The sequence below is a fragment of the Limnohabitans sp. Jir72 genome (assembly GCF_003063575.1).
GTDB lineage: Bacteria > Pseudomonadota > Gammaproteobacteria > Burkholderiales > Burkholderiaceae_C > Limnohabitans_A.
In genome coordinates this window covers 71,892-86,792 of record NZ_NESC01000004.1, presented here as the reverse complement: position 1 = coordinate 86,792, position 14,901 = coordinate 71,892, and the positions used below count along the sequence as shown (strand labels likewise).

At 61.0% G+C, this 14,901-nt stretch carries 16 protein-coding genes; 5 read left to right on the top strand and 11 right to left on the bottom strand.

Annotated features, from left to right (window positions below; translation table 11 throughout):
- Positions 1–23 precede the first annotated feature (23 nt).
- The 5 genes from B9Z52_RS06805 to B9Z52_RS06785 all read right to left on the bottom strand — a co-directional run bounded on the left by B9Z52_RS06805 (position 24) and on the right by B9Z52_RS06785 (position 5,400).
- Complete coding sequence (locus B9Z52_RS06805; RefSeq protein WP_108413096.1) at positions 24–323, bottom strand: nucleotidyltransferase family protein; 300 nt, start codon at positions 321–323, stop codon at positions 24–26.
- Positions 324–336: 13 nt separating this feature from the next.
- The gene (locus B9Z52_RS06800; protein WP_108413095.1) at positions 337–771 is read right to left on the bottom strand and encodes a nucleotidyltransferase substrate binding protein; all 435 of its coding nucleotides are present in this window, start codon (positions 769–771) and stop codon (positions 337–339) included.
- 31 nt (positions 772–802) lie between these two features.
- Positions 803–1,312, bottom strand: coding sequence for a signal peptidase II (gene lspA, locus B9Z52_RS06795; protein WP_108413094.1), 510 nt, complete (start codon positions 1,310–1,312; stop codon positions 803–805).
- Between the two features lie 26 nt (positions 1,313–1,338).
- Positions 1,339–4,245, bottom strand: coding sequence for an isoleucine--tRNA ligase (ileS, locus tag B9Z52_RS06790; RefSeq protein WP_108413093.1), 2,907 nt, complete (start codon positions 4,243–4,245; stop codon positions 1,339–1,341).
- Positions 4,246–4,362: 117 nt separating this feature from the next.
- Complete coding sequence (locus tag B9Z52_RS06785; RefSeq protein WP_108413092.1) at positions 4,363–5,400, bottom strand: bifunctional riboflavin kinase/FAD synthetase; 1,038 nt, start codon at positions 5,398–5,400, stop codon at positions 4,363–4,365.
- A 181-nt stretch (positions 5,401–5,581) separates the two neighbouring features.
- Here B9Z52_RS06785 and B9Z52_RS06780 point away from each other — a divergent pair, with 181 nt between their 5' ends.
- Together B9Z52_RS06780 and B9Z52_RS06775 are read left to right on the top strand one after the other, a co-directional pair.
- The gene (locus B9Z52_RS06780) at positions 5,582–6,139 is read left to right on the top strand and encodes an HNH endonuclease (RefSeq protein ID WP_108413091.1); all 558 of its coding nucleotides are present in this window, start codon (positions 5,582–5,584) and stop codon (positions 6,137–6,139) included.
- A 101-nt stretch (positions 6,140–6,240) separates the two neighbouring features.
- The gene (locus B9Z52_RS06775; RefSeq protein ID WP_233251853.1) at positions 6,241–7,113 is read left to right on the top strand and encodes a DNA ligase; all 873 of its coding nucleotides are present in this window, start codon (positions 6,241–6,243) and stop codon (positions 7,111–7,113) included.
- Positions 7,114–7,157: 44 nt separating this feature from the next.
- Here B9Z52_RS06775 and B9Z52_RS06770 read toward each other — a convergent pair whose 3' ends face one another.
- A complete protein-coding gene (locus B9Z52_RS06770) occupies positions 7,158–8,273 on the bottom strand; it encodes an acyl-CoA dehydrogenase family protein (protein ID WP_108413089.1) in 1,116 nt (371 codons plus the stop codon).
- Positions 8,274–8,283: 10 nt separating this feature from the next.
- On the bottom strand, positions 8,284–9,465 hold the full coding sequence (locus tag B9Z52_RS06765; protein ID WP_108413088.1) for an acyl-CoA dehydrogenase family protein: 1,182 nt from the start codon (positions 9,463–9,465) through the stop codon (positions 8,284–8,286).
- Positions 9,466–9,619: 154 nt separating this feature from the next.
- Between B9Z52_RS06765 and purN the strand changes: the two genes are divergently transcribed.
- Positions 9,620–10,195 (top strand): phosphoribosylglycinamide formyltransferase, encoded by a 576-nt coding sequence (gene purN, locus B9Z52_RS06760; protein ID WP_108413087.1) that lies wholly within the window; start codon positions 9,620–9,622, stop codon positions 10,193–10,195.
- On the opposite strand, the gene B9Z52_RS06755 is transcribed toward purN, so the two are convergent.
- Positions 10,192–10,431 carry a DUF1653 domain-containing protein gene (locus B9Z52_RS06755; protein WP_108413086.1) on the bottom strand — a complete coding sequence of 80 codons (240 nt, stop codon included), beginning with the start codon at positions 10,429–10,431 and terminating at the stop codon, positions 10,192–10,194. The genes purN and B9Z52_RS06755 overlap by 4 nt on opposite strands.
- A 53-nt stretch (positions 10,432–10,484) precedes the next feature.
- Between B9Z52_RS06755 and B9Z52_RS06750 the strand changes: the two genes are divergently transcribed.
- Entirely contained in the window at positions 10,485–11,780 is a 1,296-nt protein-coding gene (locus B9Z52_RS06750) for an RsmB/NOP family class I SAM-dependent RNA methyltransferase (protein ID WP_108413085.1), read from the top strand.
- 113 nt (positions 11,781–11,893) lie between these two features.
- Entirely contained in the window at positions 11,894–13,105 is a 1,212-nt protein-coding gene (locus tag B9Z52_RS06745) for a fatty acid desaturase (protein WP_108413084.1), read from the top strand.
- Positions 13,106–13,276: 171 nt separating this feature from the next.
- Here B9Z52_RS06745 and rpmG read toward each other — a convergent pair whose 3' ends face one another.
- From rpmG to trxB, 3 genes are all read right to left on the bottom strand, one after another.
- Entirely contained in the window at positions 13,277–13,447 is a 171-nt protein-coding gene (gene rpmG, locus B9Z52_RS06740; RefSeq protein WP_006298735.1) for a 50S ribosomal protein L33, read from the bottom strand.
- 26 nt (positions 13,448–13,473) lie between these two features.
- Positions 13,474–13,707 carry a 50S ribosomal protein L28 gene (rpmB, locus tag B9Z52_RS06735; protein WP_026039317.1) on the bottom strand — a complete coding sequence of 78 codons (234 nt, stop codon included), beginning with the start codon at positions 13,705–13,707 and terminating at the stop codon, positions 13,474–13,476.
- Between the two features lie 180 nt (positions 13,708–13,887).
- Complete coding sequence (trxB, locus tag B9Z52_RS06730) at positions 13,888–14,847, bottom strand: thioredoxin-disulfide reductase (protein ID WP_108413083.1); 960 nt, start codon at positions 14,845–14,847, stop codon at positions 13,888–13,890.
- Positions 14,848–14,901 lie beyond the last annotated feature (54 nt).

Sequence of the window (14,901 nt, the reverse complement as noted above, 5' to 3'; positions counted from 1 at the left end):
AACGCAAGTGCTGGTGCTGCGCTTTACAGGGTCTTGGGCGTTGGCAGTTGGACACTGTGATTGGCGATGTGCGCCCTGAAATCTGGTGATGTACTGGCCCAGTCCACCAGGTCAACACGCCAAGGCAGGTCGCTGTTGGCAAAGGCCTCATGCAACTGACCCATCGTGGTCAGTGTCGTGGGGGTCTCGCCCATGATGACCAGGTCAAGGTCAGAGTAGGGCTTGGATGTGCCTCGTGCACGCGATCCAAACAGACGTACCTCATGTGCGGGCAGCCACGTGGCGAGGATGTTGTGGATGAGCGCCAGTTGTTGCTCGCTCATGCCGTGTCGCGGCTCAGTCAATGGCGTCTTCCAGCCGGGCCAGCAAACTGCGGGCATCCATCATGAATGCTTGTGTGCCTTCGTAGACTTGCTGGGCTTTTTGGTGGTCATAGGTGTGTGCTGTGATGTTGCGCATCTGCCGATAGCCGAACCAGGCTTGCACATCCGTGATCAGGCCTTTTTCTGCAGCGATGCGCAGCACATCACGAAAGTTCGCAAAGTCCACTTCACTGGGGTTCAGTGCGTCCATTTCCAGGCGACGGCGCAGCATCTTTGTACTGATTTCATAGACGAACTCGAAGTTCTGAATCACGCCAGCGATCAGTGTGTGGCGAACTTTGTCGCTTTGCAGGTTGAACCACGCTGAATCACGTACGACATCCAAGCCGTCCTCCAGCGACGCAAGTGCTTGGCGTAAAGGTGTCAAATCAAGGCGTGGAAGATTCATGTGGGCATTTTCCCGAGCAAGTTGTGCCAGGTCAACGCCCGCGCCGCACCCGCAAGATCTCGTCCAGGATCAAGAGGCCTGCGCCCAAGGTGATGGCGCTGTCGGCGATGTTGAAGGCCGGGAAGTGCCAGCGGCCCCAGAAGAAGTCGAGGAAGTCGATCACATAGCCGTGCAACAGGCGGTCCACCACGTTGCCGACCGCGCCACCCAGAACGAGCGAGATCGCCAAGCAAAACAGGGTTTGACCGGCGTGTGAGCGCAGCATCCACAGCATGAACAGCGTGGCCACCACGCCAATCCCGGTGAAGAACCAGCGCTGCCAGCCTCCCGCAGAGGCCAGGAAGGAAAACGCCGCGCCGTGGTTGTGCACCCGCACCAGGTTGAAGAACGAGGTGACCGGGGTGCTGTCGCCCAGCTGGAAAGCGCCCAGGATCAGCACTTTGGTGAACTGGTCGATCAGCAGCACCAGCAGCGCAATGCCCAGCCAGAGCAGCAGACCGTGGCGTGAGCCGCTTTTGGCGAATTTTTTGGAGCTGGCCATGGGGTGTCTTTCGAGGTCAGGCCGGATCAGGCCACCAGGCGGGTTTCGCCAGCGCCATGCAGGTTGCTCACGCAACGCCCGCACAGGGTAGGGTGAGCGGCGTCGTGACCCACGTCATCGGCGTAATGCCAGCAGCGCTCGCACTTGACGGCCTGGCTGGCCGCCACTTGCACGGCCAGTTGTTCGCCCGCTTGCAGCGTGACCTTGGAGGTGATGAACACGAACTTGATGTCCTCGCCCAGACTGGCCAGCAAGGCGTGGTCAGCCGCAGGAGCGGTCACGGTGATTTCGGCTTGCAAGGAGGCGCCAACCTGGCCAGCGGTGCGGACCACTTCGATGTCTTTGTTGACCAGATCGCGGATCTCGCGGATGCGGCTCCATTTGGCCAGCAGCTGATCATCGGCTGCGCCGAAGTCGCTGAAGGTTTCCATGAAGATGGATTCAGAGCTGCCAAAGGTGCTCCAGGCTTCCTCGGCGGTGAACGACAGGAATGGCGCCATCCAGCGCAGCATGCCGTGGGTGATGCGGTACAGCGCCGTTTGTGCGCTGCGGCGCGCCAGGCTCTTGGGCGCGGTGGTGTACAGGCGGTCTTTCAGCACGTCCAGGTAGAACGCGCCCAGGTCTTCCGAGCAGTAAACCTGCAGCTTGCTGACCACGGGGTGGAATTCATAAGCGTCAAAGTGGGCGCGGATGTCCGCTTGCAGCTGGGCTGCACGGGCCAAGGCAAAGCGGTCGATTTCCAGCAATTGGTCGTCGGCCACGGCATCCAGCGCCGGGTCGAAGTCGCTCACGTTGGCCATCAAAAAGCGCAGCGTGTTGCGGATGCGGCGGTAGCCGTCCACCACGCGGGCGAGGATTTTGTCGTCGATGTTCAGGTCGCCCGAATAGTCGGTGCTGGCGACCCACAGGCGAACGATTTCAGCGCCCATTTTGGAGGTGATGGTTTGGGGCTCGACGGTGTTGCCCAGCGATTTGCTCATCTTGCGGCCTTGGCCGTCGGTGGCAAAACCGTGGGTCAACAGGCCTTTGTAGGGCGCACGGCCTTCGAGGGCGCAGCCCAACAGCAGCGAGCTGTGGAACCAGCCGCGGTGCTGGTCGTGGCCTTCCAGGTACAAATCGGCCTCAGGCCCTTCGGCATGGAAGGGGGGCACGCCATAGGCATCCTTGTGGCTACCGCGCAGCACATGGCGGAAGGTCGAACCCGAATCGAACCAGACCTCCAGGATGTCGGTGCTTTTGGTGTAGCTGGGCGCATCGGCTGCACCCAAGATGTCTTGCACCGTCACGCGGCTCCAGGCTTCGATGCCGCCTTTTTCCACGATGTCAGCGGCCTGGTCGAGGATATCCATGGTGCGCGGGTGCAGCTCGCCGCTGTCCTTGTGCAAGAAGAAGGGCACGGGCACGCCCCATGAGCGCTGGCGCGAGATGCACCAGTCGGGGCGGTTGGCGATCATGTCGCGCAGGCGGGATTTACCGTTTTCCGGATAGAACTGAGTCTGCTCAATGGCGTCCAAGGCCAGCTGGCGCAGGGTCTTGGGGGCTTTGTCTTTTGTGAAGACCCCTTCGCCCTCGTCCATGCGCACAAACCACTGGGCGGCGGCGCGGTAGATGACGGGGGTTTTGTGGCGCCAGCAATGCGGGTAGCTGTGGGTGATTTCCACCGTGGCCATCAAGCGGTCGCTTTGGCCCAACACCTCGATCACGCGGGCGCAGGCTTTCCAGATGTGCTGGCCTCCAAAGAAGGGCAACTCGGGCGCATACACACCATTGCCTTGCACGGGGTTCAGGATGTCATCGTAGGCCAGGCCGTTGGCGATGCAGGAGTTGAAGTCGTCCACGCCATAGGCGGGGGCCGAATGCACGAGGCCGGTGCCGTCGGTGGCGGTCACGTAGTCGGCCAGGTACAGCGGCGATGTGCGGCGGTAGCTGTATTCGCCACCTTGCCCTTCGCCGCCTTCACCTTCGGTCGCGGTGTCGTGCAGTGGGTGGCGGAACACCAGGCCGCGCAGCTTCTCGCCCACAGCGGTGGCGATCACGGTGCCTTGCAGCTTGTAGCGCTCCAGGCATTTGTCGACCAGGCTGGCGGCCAGCAGCAGCACGCCACGGGGCGTGTCCACCAAGGCGTATTCCAGCTCAGGGTGGGCGTTCAGGGCCTGGTTGGCCGGGATGGTCCAGGCGGTGGTGGTCCAGATGACGGCAAAAGCCTTTTTACTGCCCTCGCCAGGCAGCTTGGGCAGGCCAAAGGCGGCGGCAAGGGCCGCGTTGTCGTCGGCTTCAAAGGCCACGTCCAGCGTGTCGCTCTTTTTGTCAGCGTATTCGATCTCGAACTCGGCCAGCGAAGAGCCGCAGTCAAAGCACCAGTACACGGGTTTCAGGCCACGGTAGACAAAGCCGCGCTCGATCACGCGCTTGAAGGCGCGGATTTCACCGGCCTCGTTGGCAAAGTCCATGGTGCGGTAAGGACGCTCCCAGTCGCCCAGCACGCCCAAGCGCTTGAAGTCTTCGCGCTGCTGGTTGATCTGCTCGGTGGCGAAGGCGCGGCTCTTGGCCTGCATGTCGTCACGGCTCAGGTTGCGGCCGTGCAGTTTTTCGATCGCGTTTTCGATCGGCAGGCCGTGGCAGTCCCAGCCGGGGATGTATTGCGCGTCAAAGCCCGCCAATTGTTTGGACTTGACGATCATGTCTTTCAGCACTTTGTTCAGTGCGTGACCGATATGCAGCTTGCCGTTGGCATAGGGCGGGCCGTCGTGCAGCACAAACAGCGGGGCGCCCTGGCGGGCGGCGCGCAGCTTTTTGTACAGGCCGCCTTCGTTCCAGTCTTTCACCCAGCCGGGCTCGCGCTTAGGCAGGTCGCCGCGCATGGGGAAAGGGGTGTCCGGCAGATTCAGCGTGGTGCGGTAGTCTGTGCTGGATGAGGTGTTTTGTTCAGACATGAGGTGAATCCGAGGGCGCGGCCATCTGGCCGCTGGGAGCAAAAAAGGTGGGCGGTGAAAGTCAGCCCGCAAGGTAGGGTGCCAGCCCGTGGCCGGCACAGGACGCGTTGGTCAGCGTCAAATTCGGTCGCGTGTGGTTTGGCGGTGTGTCTCGCTGTGGCGCAATGCAAACCAGGCGTGCGCATCGTCGCAGTCTTGGGCGATGCCTTTTGTCAGGGCGTCCAGACCGTCGTATTTGAGCTCGTCGTGTAGTTTGTGCAGCAGATCCACGCGAATGATTTTACCGTAGCCCCCTTCGCCGCCCAGCTCGGCGGGCCAGTCGAAGGCGTGGGTCTCCAGCAGTACGCGCCCGCCGTTGACATCGGTGGGGTCCAGCGAGGGGCGGATGCCCAGATTGGCGACGCCACGCAAGGGCTGGTCGGCCAGGCCGTGCACCTGCACCACAAAGATGCCGCTGGCGGCGGGTTTCCAGTGCGAAAAACGCAAATTCAGGGTCCGAAAGCCATCGCCTGCGCCTTCGGCGGTGGCGGCCAGCTCGCGCCCGAGCTTGCGCCCGTGCACAACGTGGCCGCTGATGCTGTAGGGTCGGCCGAGCAGGGCCTGCACCGCTTGCAAGTCGCCCCTGCCCAAGGCCTCGCGCACGGCCGAGCTGGACACGCGCAGGCCGTGGACCTCGTAGCTGTTCATGCGGGCCACATCAAAGCCCAGGCGCTGGCCGGAGGCATCGAGCATGGCGTAGTCACCGGCCCGCTTGGCGCCAAAGCGGAAGTCGTCACCCACCAGCACATAGCGCACACCCAAACCTTGGATCAGCACCTTCTGGATGAAGTCCTCGGGCAACTGGCTGGCCAGCTCGGCATCAAAGGGCAGCACCACGACCTGGTCCACACCGCAGCGCTCCAGTTCGCGCAACTTGTCGCGCAAGGCGGCAATGCGGGCGGGGGCCAGCTCGGGCTTGTTCAGGGCCTTGGCAAAGTAGTCGCGGGGGTGGGGCTCGAAGGTCATCACGCAGCTGGGCACGCCCCGGTGAGCGGCTTCGCTGCGCAAAAGTGCCAGCATGGCCTGGTGGCCCCGGTGCACGCCATCGAAATTGCCGATGGTCAGCGCGCAGGCGGGGGCGAGCTGGGGGTGGTGAAAACCGCGGAAAACCTTCATGGCGATGGTGCTGCGTTGGGGCTTGACTTGGAGCTTTTGCCCTTTGTCATGGTTTTGAGAAATGGAGAGGGTATATTGTGACTGAGCCCGATCCCCTCAAGCTTTTGCCTTCGCAGAGCTTGTCTGGACCGAGACAGTCCCCATCCTTTTCAGTGCTTGCATCTGTTGCCAGGAGTCGTGTGTGAAGGTCTTGAAACTCTCTGCCCAAGGGCTGCCCCAGTCGTGGATCACGCTGGAGCAAGCGGTCACCCATTACGCCGCCGACGATGTGCGTTGGGAAGCGGGCCGACAAGTGGCGGTCTTTCGCGGCGGCCACAATGCCATCACGGGCGAGCAATCCATCATCACGGTCAACAGCATCATCGGCACCCAAGGCGTGCCGCGCATCAACCCGTTTGACATGCGGTCGGGCCTCACCAACCCCAAGCTCTTTGTGCGGGACCGCAATGTGTGTGCCTATTGCGGTGGGCACTTTCATGAGTCAGAGCTGACCCGCGAACACATCGTGCCTTTGGCCCACAAAGGCCCGGACCACTGGATGAATGTGGTGACCGCCTGCCGATCCTGCAACCACCGAAAAAGCAGCCGCACGCCCGAGCAGGCCAATATGCCCTTGCTCTATGCGCCTTATGTGCCCAGCTTGTGGGAAGACTTCATCTTGCGCAACCGTCGCATCCTGAGTGACCAGATGGCGTTTTTGATGGCGCATGTGCCCAAGACCTCGCGCTTGCTGGTTTGAGCTGCGGGCGCTTGCAGACGCGGCCAAAGCGCCGCATCATCACTTCCTGAAAAAACAAAGCGCGGGCTGAACGGCCCAGTGCGATCAGGGAGGACGTCATCATGCACAGCCATGAAAAAATGGGCACGCCGCTCGTCTCGCGGCGGCACGTCATCGGCAGTTTGCTGGGGGGCGCATGGTGGGCGCCGCCTGCACTGGCCGCTGGTGAATCGGTTCAACTCGCGCAGGCTTGGCCTTCCGGTCGTTCACCGCAAGGATTTTTGGTCAGCGAAAAGTTCGATGGCGTTCGCGCTGCGTGGGACGGCAAGCATTTGCGTTTTCGCAGCGGCCGGTTGATCGCAGCGCCCACCTGGTTTTTAGCCGCCCTGCCACCCTTGCCGCTGGATGGCGAGCTGTGGATGGGCCGTGGGCAATTTGACCGTGTCTCGGGGGCTGTGCGCAAAACCGTGCCCGACGATGCCGAATGGCGCAGCCTGAAATACCTGGTGTTTGACGCCATGGGGCGCACGGAGACTTTTGCCCAGCGTGTGGGTGTGCTCACGCAAGCCGTGGCGGCCGCCAATCTGCCTTGGTTGCAGGCAGTACCGCAAAGCACCTTGGAGCATGCGGCGGCATTGCAGGCGCGCTTGCACGACGTGGTGGGCCAAGGCGGAGAAGGCCTGGTCTTGCACCGTGCCGATGCGGTGTGGCAATCGGGCAGAACAGATGCCTTGTTCAAGCTCAAGCCACAACCCGATGAAGAAGGGCGGGTGCTGGGCTACCAGGCGGGTAAAGGGCGTTTTGAAGGCTTGACGGGTGCGTTGCTGCTGGAGACGCCGCAAGGCCAGCGATTCGCCTTGGGCTCTGGTCTGAGTGATGCCCTGCGGCGCGATCCGCCGCCCGTGGGGGCTTGGGTGACGTACCTCTACCGGGACCGCACACCCTCAGGCTTGCCACGTTTTGCTTCTTTTGTGCGCGTGCGGGCGCCAGAATGAACAAGGGCTCCTTGCGGAGCCCTTGTCGTGGGTGTCATGCCAGATCAGGCAAACACGCCCGCCGTCTCCTGCATGCGGGCCGACACTTCGCCCAACTGGTGCAGGGTGTCGCCAAAAGTCATGTCCAGCTGCGTCAATTTCTTGAAGTAGTGGCTCACGATGTACTCGTCGGTGACGGCAATGCCGCCGTGCAGCTGCACCGCTTGTTGGCCAATGAAACGCATGGACACGCCCAGCTGGTACTTGGCACGGGCCATGGCGCGGCGGCGCTCGTCGGTCGGAGCGTGCAGCTTGAGGGTGGCGTAGTAGCTCATCGAGCGGCCCAACTCCAGCTGCATCTTCATGTCGGCCACGCGGTGGCGCAGGGCCTGGAAGCTGGCGATCACCACGCCGAACTGCTTGCGGGTGTTCATGTAGTCCACGGTGATGGCCAGGGTTTTGTCCATCACGCCCACAGCTTCGGCGCAGGTGCAGGCGATGCCAATGTCCACAGCTTCTTCGAGCGCGGCCAGGCCGTTCAGGGTGATCAGCTGCGCGGAAGCATTGTTCAGCACCACTTCGGCGGCGCGTGAGCCGTCTTGCGTGATGTAGGCCTGGGTGCTCACGCCGCTGGCGCTGCGCTCGACCAAAAACAGGGCGATCTGGCCGTTCACCGAAGCAGGCACCACAAAGGCGTCTGCCTGGTCGCCCACAGCCACCACGCTCTTGGTGCCCGTCACGGTCCATGCGCCGCCCGATTCGCTGGCCTGGGCGGCGCAGCGGCCCAATTGGTAACGTGCAGCGCGCTCTTGATGTGCCAGCACGACGATGGCTTCACCTGCCGCCATGCGTGGCAACCAAGCCGCTTGCAGGGCAGCAGGCGCGTGGGTTTGCAGTGTGGCGCTGCAGATCAGCGTTTGGGTCAGCGGTTCGAGCACGATGCCGCGCCCGAGTTCTTCCATGGTGACCATGGCTTCGGTCGGGCCCATGCCCATGCCGCCGTGCTCTTCGCTCACGTACAGGCCAGTCAGGCCCAGTTCGGCCATTTCGCCGTAAGCGGCGCGGTCAAAACCACCCGCAGCCACGATGGCGCGGCGGCGGTCAAAGTCATAGCCCTTGTCCACCCATTTGCGCACCGCGTCGCGCAGTTGTTCCTGGTCGTCAGAAAAATCGAAATCCATGTGTGTCCCCTTAACCCAGAACTGTCTGGGCGACGATGTTGCGTTGTACTTCGTTGCTGCCGCCGTAAATGGTGGTCTTGCGCATGTTGAAGTAGTTGGCGGCCAGTGGCGCGTTGGCCAATGTGCCGCCGGGGAAGTTGCCTTGCCAGCCTGCGTCCATGGCTTCGAAGATGTAGGGCAGGGCAAAAGGACCCGCCGCTTGCATCATCAGCTCGGTGTAGCGCTGCTGGATTTCACTGCCCTTGATCTTGAGCAGACCTGCGATGTCGAGCGAGTTCTTGCCAGATTTCTCGGCCGACAGGACGCGCAACACGAGCATTTCGAGGGCCACGATGTCGACTTCGAGCTTGGCGATTTCGTCGCGGAAGCGCAGGTCGTCGTACACGCCTTCGGCTTTGGCGATGCGCTTCAAACGCTCCAGTTCGCGCTTGGCGCGGTTCACGTCAGCGATGTTGGTGCGCTCGTGCGCCAGCAGGTGCTTGGCGTAGTTCCAGCCCTTGTTTTCTTCGCCAATCAGGTTCTCGGCGGGCACTTCAACATTGTCAAACCAGACCTCGTTGACTTCGCACTCGCCGTCGAGCAGCTTGATGGGGCGCACGGTGATGCCGGGCGACTTCATGTCGATCAACAAGAACGAGATGCCGGTTTGCGGTTTGCCTTCGGTGCTGGTACGCACCAGGCAGAAGATCCATTCGCCGTATTGGCCCAGGGTGGTCCAGGTTTTTTGGCCGTTGACGATGTATTTGTCTCCCACGCGCTCGGCGCGGGTTTTGAGGGACGCCAGGTCCGAGCCAGAGCCCGGTTCGCTGTAGCCCTGGCTCCACCAGACTTCGCCGCTGGCGATGCCGGGCAAAAAGCGCTGTTGTTGCTCAGCATTGCCGAACGCCATGATCACCGGGGCCACCATCACCGGGCCGAAGGGCACCACGCGGGGGGCACCGGCCAGGGCGCATTCTTCTTCGAACAAATGCTTTTGCACGGCGGTCCAGCCCGGGCCGCCAAACTGCGTGGGCCAGCCCCAGCCCAGCCAGCCTTTTTTGCCCAAAATTTTGGCCCAGCGCTGCATGTCTTCACGCGTCAGGCGCATGGCGCTGTGCACTTTTTGTGAAATGTCGGCGGGCAAGTTGTCCTTGACCCAGGTGCGAATCTCGTCGCGGAACGCGAGCTCATCGGGGGTGAATGCCAAATCCATGAGGAAAATTCTCCGTTGGTGTAAGTGTTATTTGTGGCGCTGTGCAAACAAAATCAAACGACCGTGCTTTTTATCACGCTGCAGGCAGGCGTCCATGTCCTTGGAGCGACAAACAAGGGTTTGCAGGGGGTGTGCTGGGATAATTCCCCCTCTCATGAAAAACATTGTCATTTTGATTTCCGGCTCTGGCTCCAACATGGGGGCCATTGTTCGTGCGGCTGAGCAAGAGCGTTGGGCGGATCGCCTGCATGCCCGGGTGGCCGCTGTGGTCAGCAACAAGGCCGATGCCGCCGGCTTGGCCCTGGCCACAGAACATGGCATTTCCACCGCTGTGCTGGACCACAAAGCATTTGCCAGCCGTGAAGAATTCGATGCGGCCTTGATGGCGCAAATGGACCTGTTCTCGCCCACCCTGGTCGTGCTGGCCGGTTTCATGCGCATCCTGACGCCAGGTTTTGTGGCGCACTACGCGGGGCGCTTGCTCAACATCCACCCGTCCTTGTTGCCCGCATTTCCTGGCTTGAACACACACCAACGGGCGATCGATGCGGGCTGCAAGTTTGCAGGCGCCACGGTGCACCAAGTGACGGCTGATTTAGACCACGGTCCAATCCTCGACCAAGCGGTGGTGCCGGTGCTGGCGGGGGACACGGCCGAGCTGCTGGCATCGCGGGTGCTCACCCAAGAGCACCTGATTTACCCGCGGGCTGTGGCGAAATTCCTGGCTTAATCGCCCACGCGCTCAAAGCGCGGCTGCACCTTGCCGTTGAACTCGGCCACATCGCCAAACATGGCCGCTGGCCGTACCCACAGGCCTTGTTCGCCATAAAGTGCCTGGTAAAGCGTCATGGGCTGCAGGTCTTCGCTGTGCCGCACGGTGCCCAGCACGCGGTACATGCCGCCTTTGTAGTGCTTGTACAGGCCCTTGGGGGTTTCGATCAGGGGAGGCAAGGTTTCTTCGGACATGTGTTTCCTGGGGTGGTGCATTCCAAAGGGGCAAGGATGGGACAATACGCCCCATGCATCCAAAAGCCCTTTTAGACGCCTGTGCCGATCTGGTCAGGCTGGTTCTCCAATTTGAACATCCCGCCGACGCTGTCGTGTCGCGCTATTTCCGTGAACATCGCTCGCTGGGCCCGCGAGAGCGTGCAACTCTGGCCGAAACCGCTTTTGCGGTGCTGCGCAAAAAACTGTTGTTCGAGCAGTTGGCCCGTTCGGGCTCCGGCCCCAAAGAGCGCAAGTTGGCGATTTTGGGGTTTTTTGGCCCCCGCGACTTTTTGGCCGCAGCCTTGAACGACACCGAAAAGCAATGGCTGGCCACCTGTGACGCCATTCCCGCCGATGCCCTGATGGCCCCGCACCGCCACAACTTGCCCGAGTGGATGGCCAAAGCGCTGCAAGATCAGCTGGGCGATGACTTCTGGGTCTTGGCTGAGAACTTGCAGCAGCCCGGCACATTGGACTTGCGCGTGAACACCTTCCAGGCCAAGCGCAGCGATATCCAGAAAGAACTGGCACAAGCAGGCATTGCTTCGGAGCCCACGCCTTATTCGCCTTGGGGTCTGCGTCTGCAAGGCAAGCCAGCGCTGCAAAAGACCGACGCCTTCACACGTGGTGCGATCGAGGTGCAGGACGAAGGCTCGCAGCTGCTGGCCTTGTTGGTGGACGCCCACCGCGGCGAGATGGTGGTGGACTTTTGTGCGGGTGCGGGCGGCAAAACGCTGGCGCTGGGCGCGGCCATGCGCAGCACCGGCCGCTTGTATGCCTTTGATGTGTCGGGTCACCGCCTGGATGCCCTCAAGCCGCGCATGGCGCGCAGCGGCTTGTCCAATGTCCACCCTGCGGCGATTGCCCACGAGCGTGATGAGCGCGTCAAGCGTTTGGCGGGCAAGATCGACCGCGTGCTGGTCGACGCCCCATGCTCAGGCTTGGGCACCTTGCGCCGTAACCCGGACTTGAAGTGGCGTCAAAAGCCCCAAGCTGTGCAGGAGCTGACCGAAAAGCAGTTGGCCATCTTGCAAAGTGCCTCGCGCATGGTCAAGTCGGGCGGTCGCTTGGTGTATGCCACCTGCAGCGTTTTGCCTGAAGAAAACGAGCTGATTGCGCAAGCCTTCAGCGCGGCCAATCCGGATTTCGTGCTGCTCAATGCCGCACAAGAGCTGGAGCGCCTGAAGGTGCCGGGCGCTGAGGGTTTGTGTGCCCCGGCCATGACCGTGGCCGATGACGGCACGCGTTCAGGTGGTGATTTCCTGCGCTTGTGGCCACACCGCCATGGCACGGATGGTTTCTTTGCTGCCGTCTGGACTCGAAAGTAATCATTTGGAGTTCTTTGATGCGTGGTCAGGTGCGAAAGACCTGTTCTTTTTGGCCTGAAAAACTTAAAATCGAAAGATTGCCTGAAAACAGGCGTTCGTAGAAAGATACCTGCATGTTGTTGCCTGATTCGGCTTTTTTAGATGCTTTGATCCAGTGGATGGGTCACGGTTTGTTTGACTTCACATGGTGGCAAATCGTCCTGGTGACTTTGGGTCTGACCCACATCACCATCGCCAGCGTGACGATTTTTCTGCACCGCCACCAGGCGCACCGTGCACTTGACCTTCATGCCATTCCTTCGCATTTCTTCCGTTTTTGGCTGTGGCTGACCACAGGCCAGGTGACCAAGGAGTGGGCCGCGATCCACCGCAAGCACCACGCCAAGTGCGAGCAGGCTGAAGACCCGCACAGCCCCCATGTGTACGGCATCAAGACCGTGCTGTTCACTGGTGCGGAGCTGTACCGCAAGGAATCCAAGAACCTGGACACCATGAAACGCTACGGTCACGGCACCCCCGATGACTGGATCGAGCGCAACCTGTACACCCGCTTCTCGTGGCAGGGCGTGGCTTTGATGCTGATCATCGATGTGGTCTTGTTTGGCTTCATCGGTTTGACCATCTGGGCAGTGCAAATGGCCTGGATCCCGATCACGGCGGCCGGCATCATCAATGGCGCTGCGCATTACTGGGGTTACCGCAATTTCGAGGCGCACGACGCCAGCACCAACATTTCGCCTTGGGGCATCTTGATTGGTGGCGAAGAGTTGCACAACAACCACCACACTTACCCGACATCGGCCAAGTTGTCGGTCAAGCCTTACGAGTTTGACATCGGTTGGTTGTACATCCGTGTTCTGGAAACATTGGGCATGGCCACCGTCAAAAAGACACCGCCACGCCTGGCGTATGGTGACATTCGCCCCGTGGCGGACGAAAAGACGCTGGAAGCCTTGATCGCCAACCGTTACGAGGTGATGGCGGGTTATGCGCGCAATGTGCGCACGGTGATGCAGCAAGAGGCCGAAAAATTGAAGCTCGACGCCAATGTGCTCCAAGCGGCCAAGCGCTGGTTGCATCGCGATGCCGCCAAAGTGCCTGTCGCTGCGCAAGCCCAGCTCAAGCAGGCCCGCGCCGCCAGTCCCGTGCTCGACAAGATGGTTCAGATGCGTGAAGAGCTCAGCCAGATTTGGCTCAATACCTCGCATTCACGCGAGCAACTGGCCGCTGATTTGCAGGCTTGGTGCCGCCGCGCCGAAGAAAGCGGCATCGCCGCTTTGCGCGATTTCTCGGTGAAGCTGCGTGCGGTGCGTCAAACAGCTTGAGGCGTTGAAAACACCACGACAAAGGACCTTCGGGTCCTTTTTTGCTGGGGCGGATCTGTCACCCTTGGCTTGAATCGGGGTCCAGTGGCATTGACATGGTGCCCCGAAGGCTGCATCAGGCAACAAAAAACCCGCCATAGGCGGGTTTTTTGTTGCAAGGCTCAGGCCGAATCACTTCAGCTTGATTTCCTTGTATTCAACGTGCTTGCGAGCTTTGGGGTCGAACTTCATGATCGACATTTTCTCGGGCATGGTTTTCTTGTTTTTGCTGGTCGTGTAGAAGTGACCAGTGCCAGCTGTGGATTCCAGCTTGATTTTTTCGCGTCCGCCTTTGGTTGCCATGGTGTATGACTCCTAATGTTCTGGGTTTAGGCTTGACCGCGTGCGCGCAGGTCTGCGAGCACGGCATCGATGCCGTTTTTGTCGATCAGGCGCAGAGCAGCGCTGGAAACGCGCAGACGCACCCAACGGTTTTCTGTTTCAACCCAGAAACGACGGTATTGCAGGTTCGGCAGGAACCGGCGCTTGGTTTTGTTGTTGGCGTGGGAAACGTTGTTCCCTGTCATTGGGCCTTTGCCCGTTACGTCGCAAACGCGTGCCATGTGGACACTCCGATACTTATAAAACAGCCGGTGCCGATGGGTCTCATGCAGATTTGCATGGGGCCTGGCGTTCCAGCCTCACCTCGCCAAGATGGGTGGCGGTATCCCAGATCGCTGGCCCTGTGATCCCCGGCGAAAAGTCGGGGCAGATCCAGCAAAGCCTTGAATTATAACCAGAAATCAAGCTTGGTTTTGTTCCAGAAAGCGTTGGGCATCCAGGGCGGCCATGCAGCCTGTGCCTGCGCTGGTGATGGCCTGGCGGTACACATGGTCTTGCACGTCGCCTGCGGCGAACACGCCCGGTACCGATGTCTGAGTGGCAAAACCCTTCAGGCCGCCTTGGGTCACGATGTAGCCGTTTTCCAGTTCCAGCTGACCCTGGAAGATGTCGGTGTTGGGTGAGTGGCCAATGGCGATGAAGCAGCCTTTGAGTTCGACGTCTTCCAGGCTGCCGTCCACAGTGCTTTTCAATCGCACGCCGGTCACGCCGGTGCCGTCGCCCAATACTTCTTCCAGGGTCTGAAATGTTTTGAGCACGATCTTGCCCGCAGCCACTTTGTCCATCAGCTTGTCCACCAAGATGGGCTCGGCCTTGAATTTGTCGCGGCGGTGGATCAGATAGACCTTGCTGGCGATGTTGGACAGGTAAAGGGCTTCCTCGACGGCCGTGTTCCCACCGCCCACCACGCAGCACAGCTGTTCGCGGTAGAAGAAACCATCGCAGGTGGCGCAGCCGCTCACGCCGCGGCCCATGAAGGCGGTTTCAGAAGGCAGGCCCAGGTATTTTGCCGAAGCGCCGGTGGCGATGATCAGGCTGTCGCAGGTGTAGGTGGCGCTGTCACCAATCAGTGTGAAGGGGCGTTGGTCGAGCTTGACCGTGTGGATGTGGTCAAACACGATTTGCGTGTTGAAGCGCTCGGCGTGTTCCAAAAAGCGCTGCATCAACTCGGGGCCTTGCACGCCGTTCACGTCGGCTGGCCAGTTGTCCACTTCGGTGGTGGTCATCAGTTGGCCACCTTGGGCCATGCCGGTGATCAGGAGGGGCTTGAGGTTGGCGCGGGCGGCGTATACGGCTGCGGTGTAACCGGCTGGGCCGGAGCCGAGGATCAGGACTTGGGCGTGTTGGGTGGGGGTGGACATGGTCTGCAAATCCGGTGATGGGAAGGGGGGATGCCGTGCATCGTGTACTGCACT

Coding starts and splice junctions, on each gene's coding strand:
- purN (WP_108413087.1), top strand. CDS start 9,620: ATGAAAAACATTGTCATTTTGATTTCCGGCTCTGGCTCCAACATGGGG.
- B9Z52_RS06750 (WP_108413085.1), top strand. CDS start 10,485: ATGCATCCAAAAGCCCTTTTAGACGCCTGTGCCGATCTGGTCAGGCTG.
- B9Z52_RS06765 (WP_108413088.1), bottom strand. CDS start 9,465: ATGGATTTGGCATTCACCCCCGATGAGCTCGCGTTCCGCGACGAGATT.
- B9Z52_RS06755 (WP_108413086.1), bottom strand. CDS start 10,431: ATGTCCGAAGAAACCTTGCCTCCCCTGATCGAAACCCCCAAGGGCCTG.
- rpmB (WP_026039317.1), bottom strand. CDS start 13,707: ATGGCACGCGTTTGCGACGTAACGGGCAAAGGCCCAATGACAGGGAAC.
- B9Z52_RS06785 (WP_108413092.1), bottom strand. CDS start 5,400: ATGAAGGTTTTCCGCGGTTTTCACCACCCCCAGCTCGCCCCCGCCTGC.
- B9Z52_RS06745 (WP_108413084.1), top strand. CDS start 11,894: ATGTTGTTGCCTGATTCGGCTTTTTTAGATGCTTTGATCCAGTGGATG.
- trxB (WP_108413083.1), bottom strand. CDS start 14,847: ATGTCCACCCCCACCCAACACGCCCAAGTCCTGATCCTCGGCTCCGGC.
- B9Z52_RS06775 (WP_233251853.1), top strand. CDS start 6,241: ATGCACAGCCATGAAAAAATGGGCACGCCGCTCGTCTCGCGGCGGCAC.
- B9Z52_RS06805 (WP_108413096.1), bottom strand. CDS start 323: ATGAGCGAGCAACAACTGGCGCTCATCCACAACATCCTCGCCACGTGG.
- lspA (WP_108413094.1), bottom strand. CDS start 1,312: ATGGCCAGCTCCAAAAAATTCGCCAAAAGCGGCTCACGCCACGGTCTG.
- B9Z52_RS06770 (WP_108413089.1), bottom strand. CDS start 8,273: ATGGATTTCGATTTTTCTGACGACCAGGAACAACTGCGCGACGCGGTG.
- rpmG (WP_006298735.1), bottom strand. CDS start 13,447: ATGGCAACCAAAGGCGGACGCGAAAAAATCAAGCTGGAATCCACAGCT.
- B9Z52_RS06800 (WP_108413095.1), bottom strand. CDS start 771: ATGAATCTTCCACGCCTTGATTTGACACCTTTACGCCAAGCACTTGCG.
- ileS (WP_108413093.1), bottom strand. CDS start 4,245: ATGTCTGAACAAAACACCTCATCCAGCACAGACTACCGCACCACGCTG.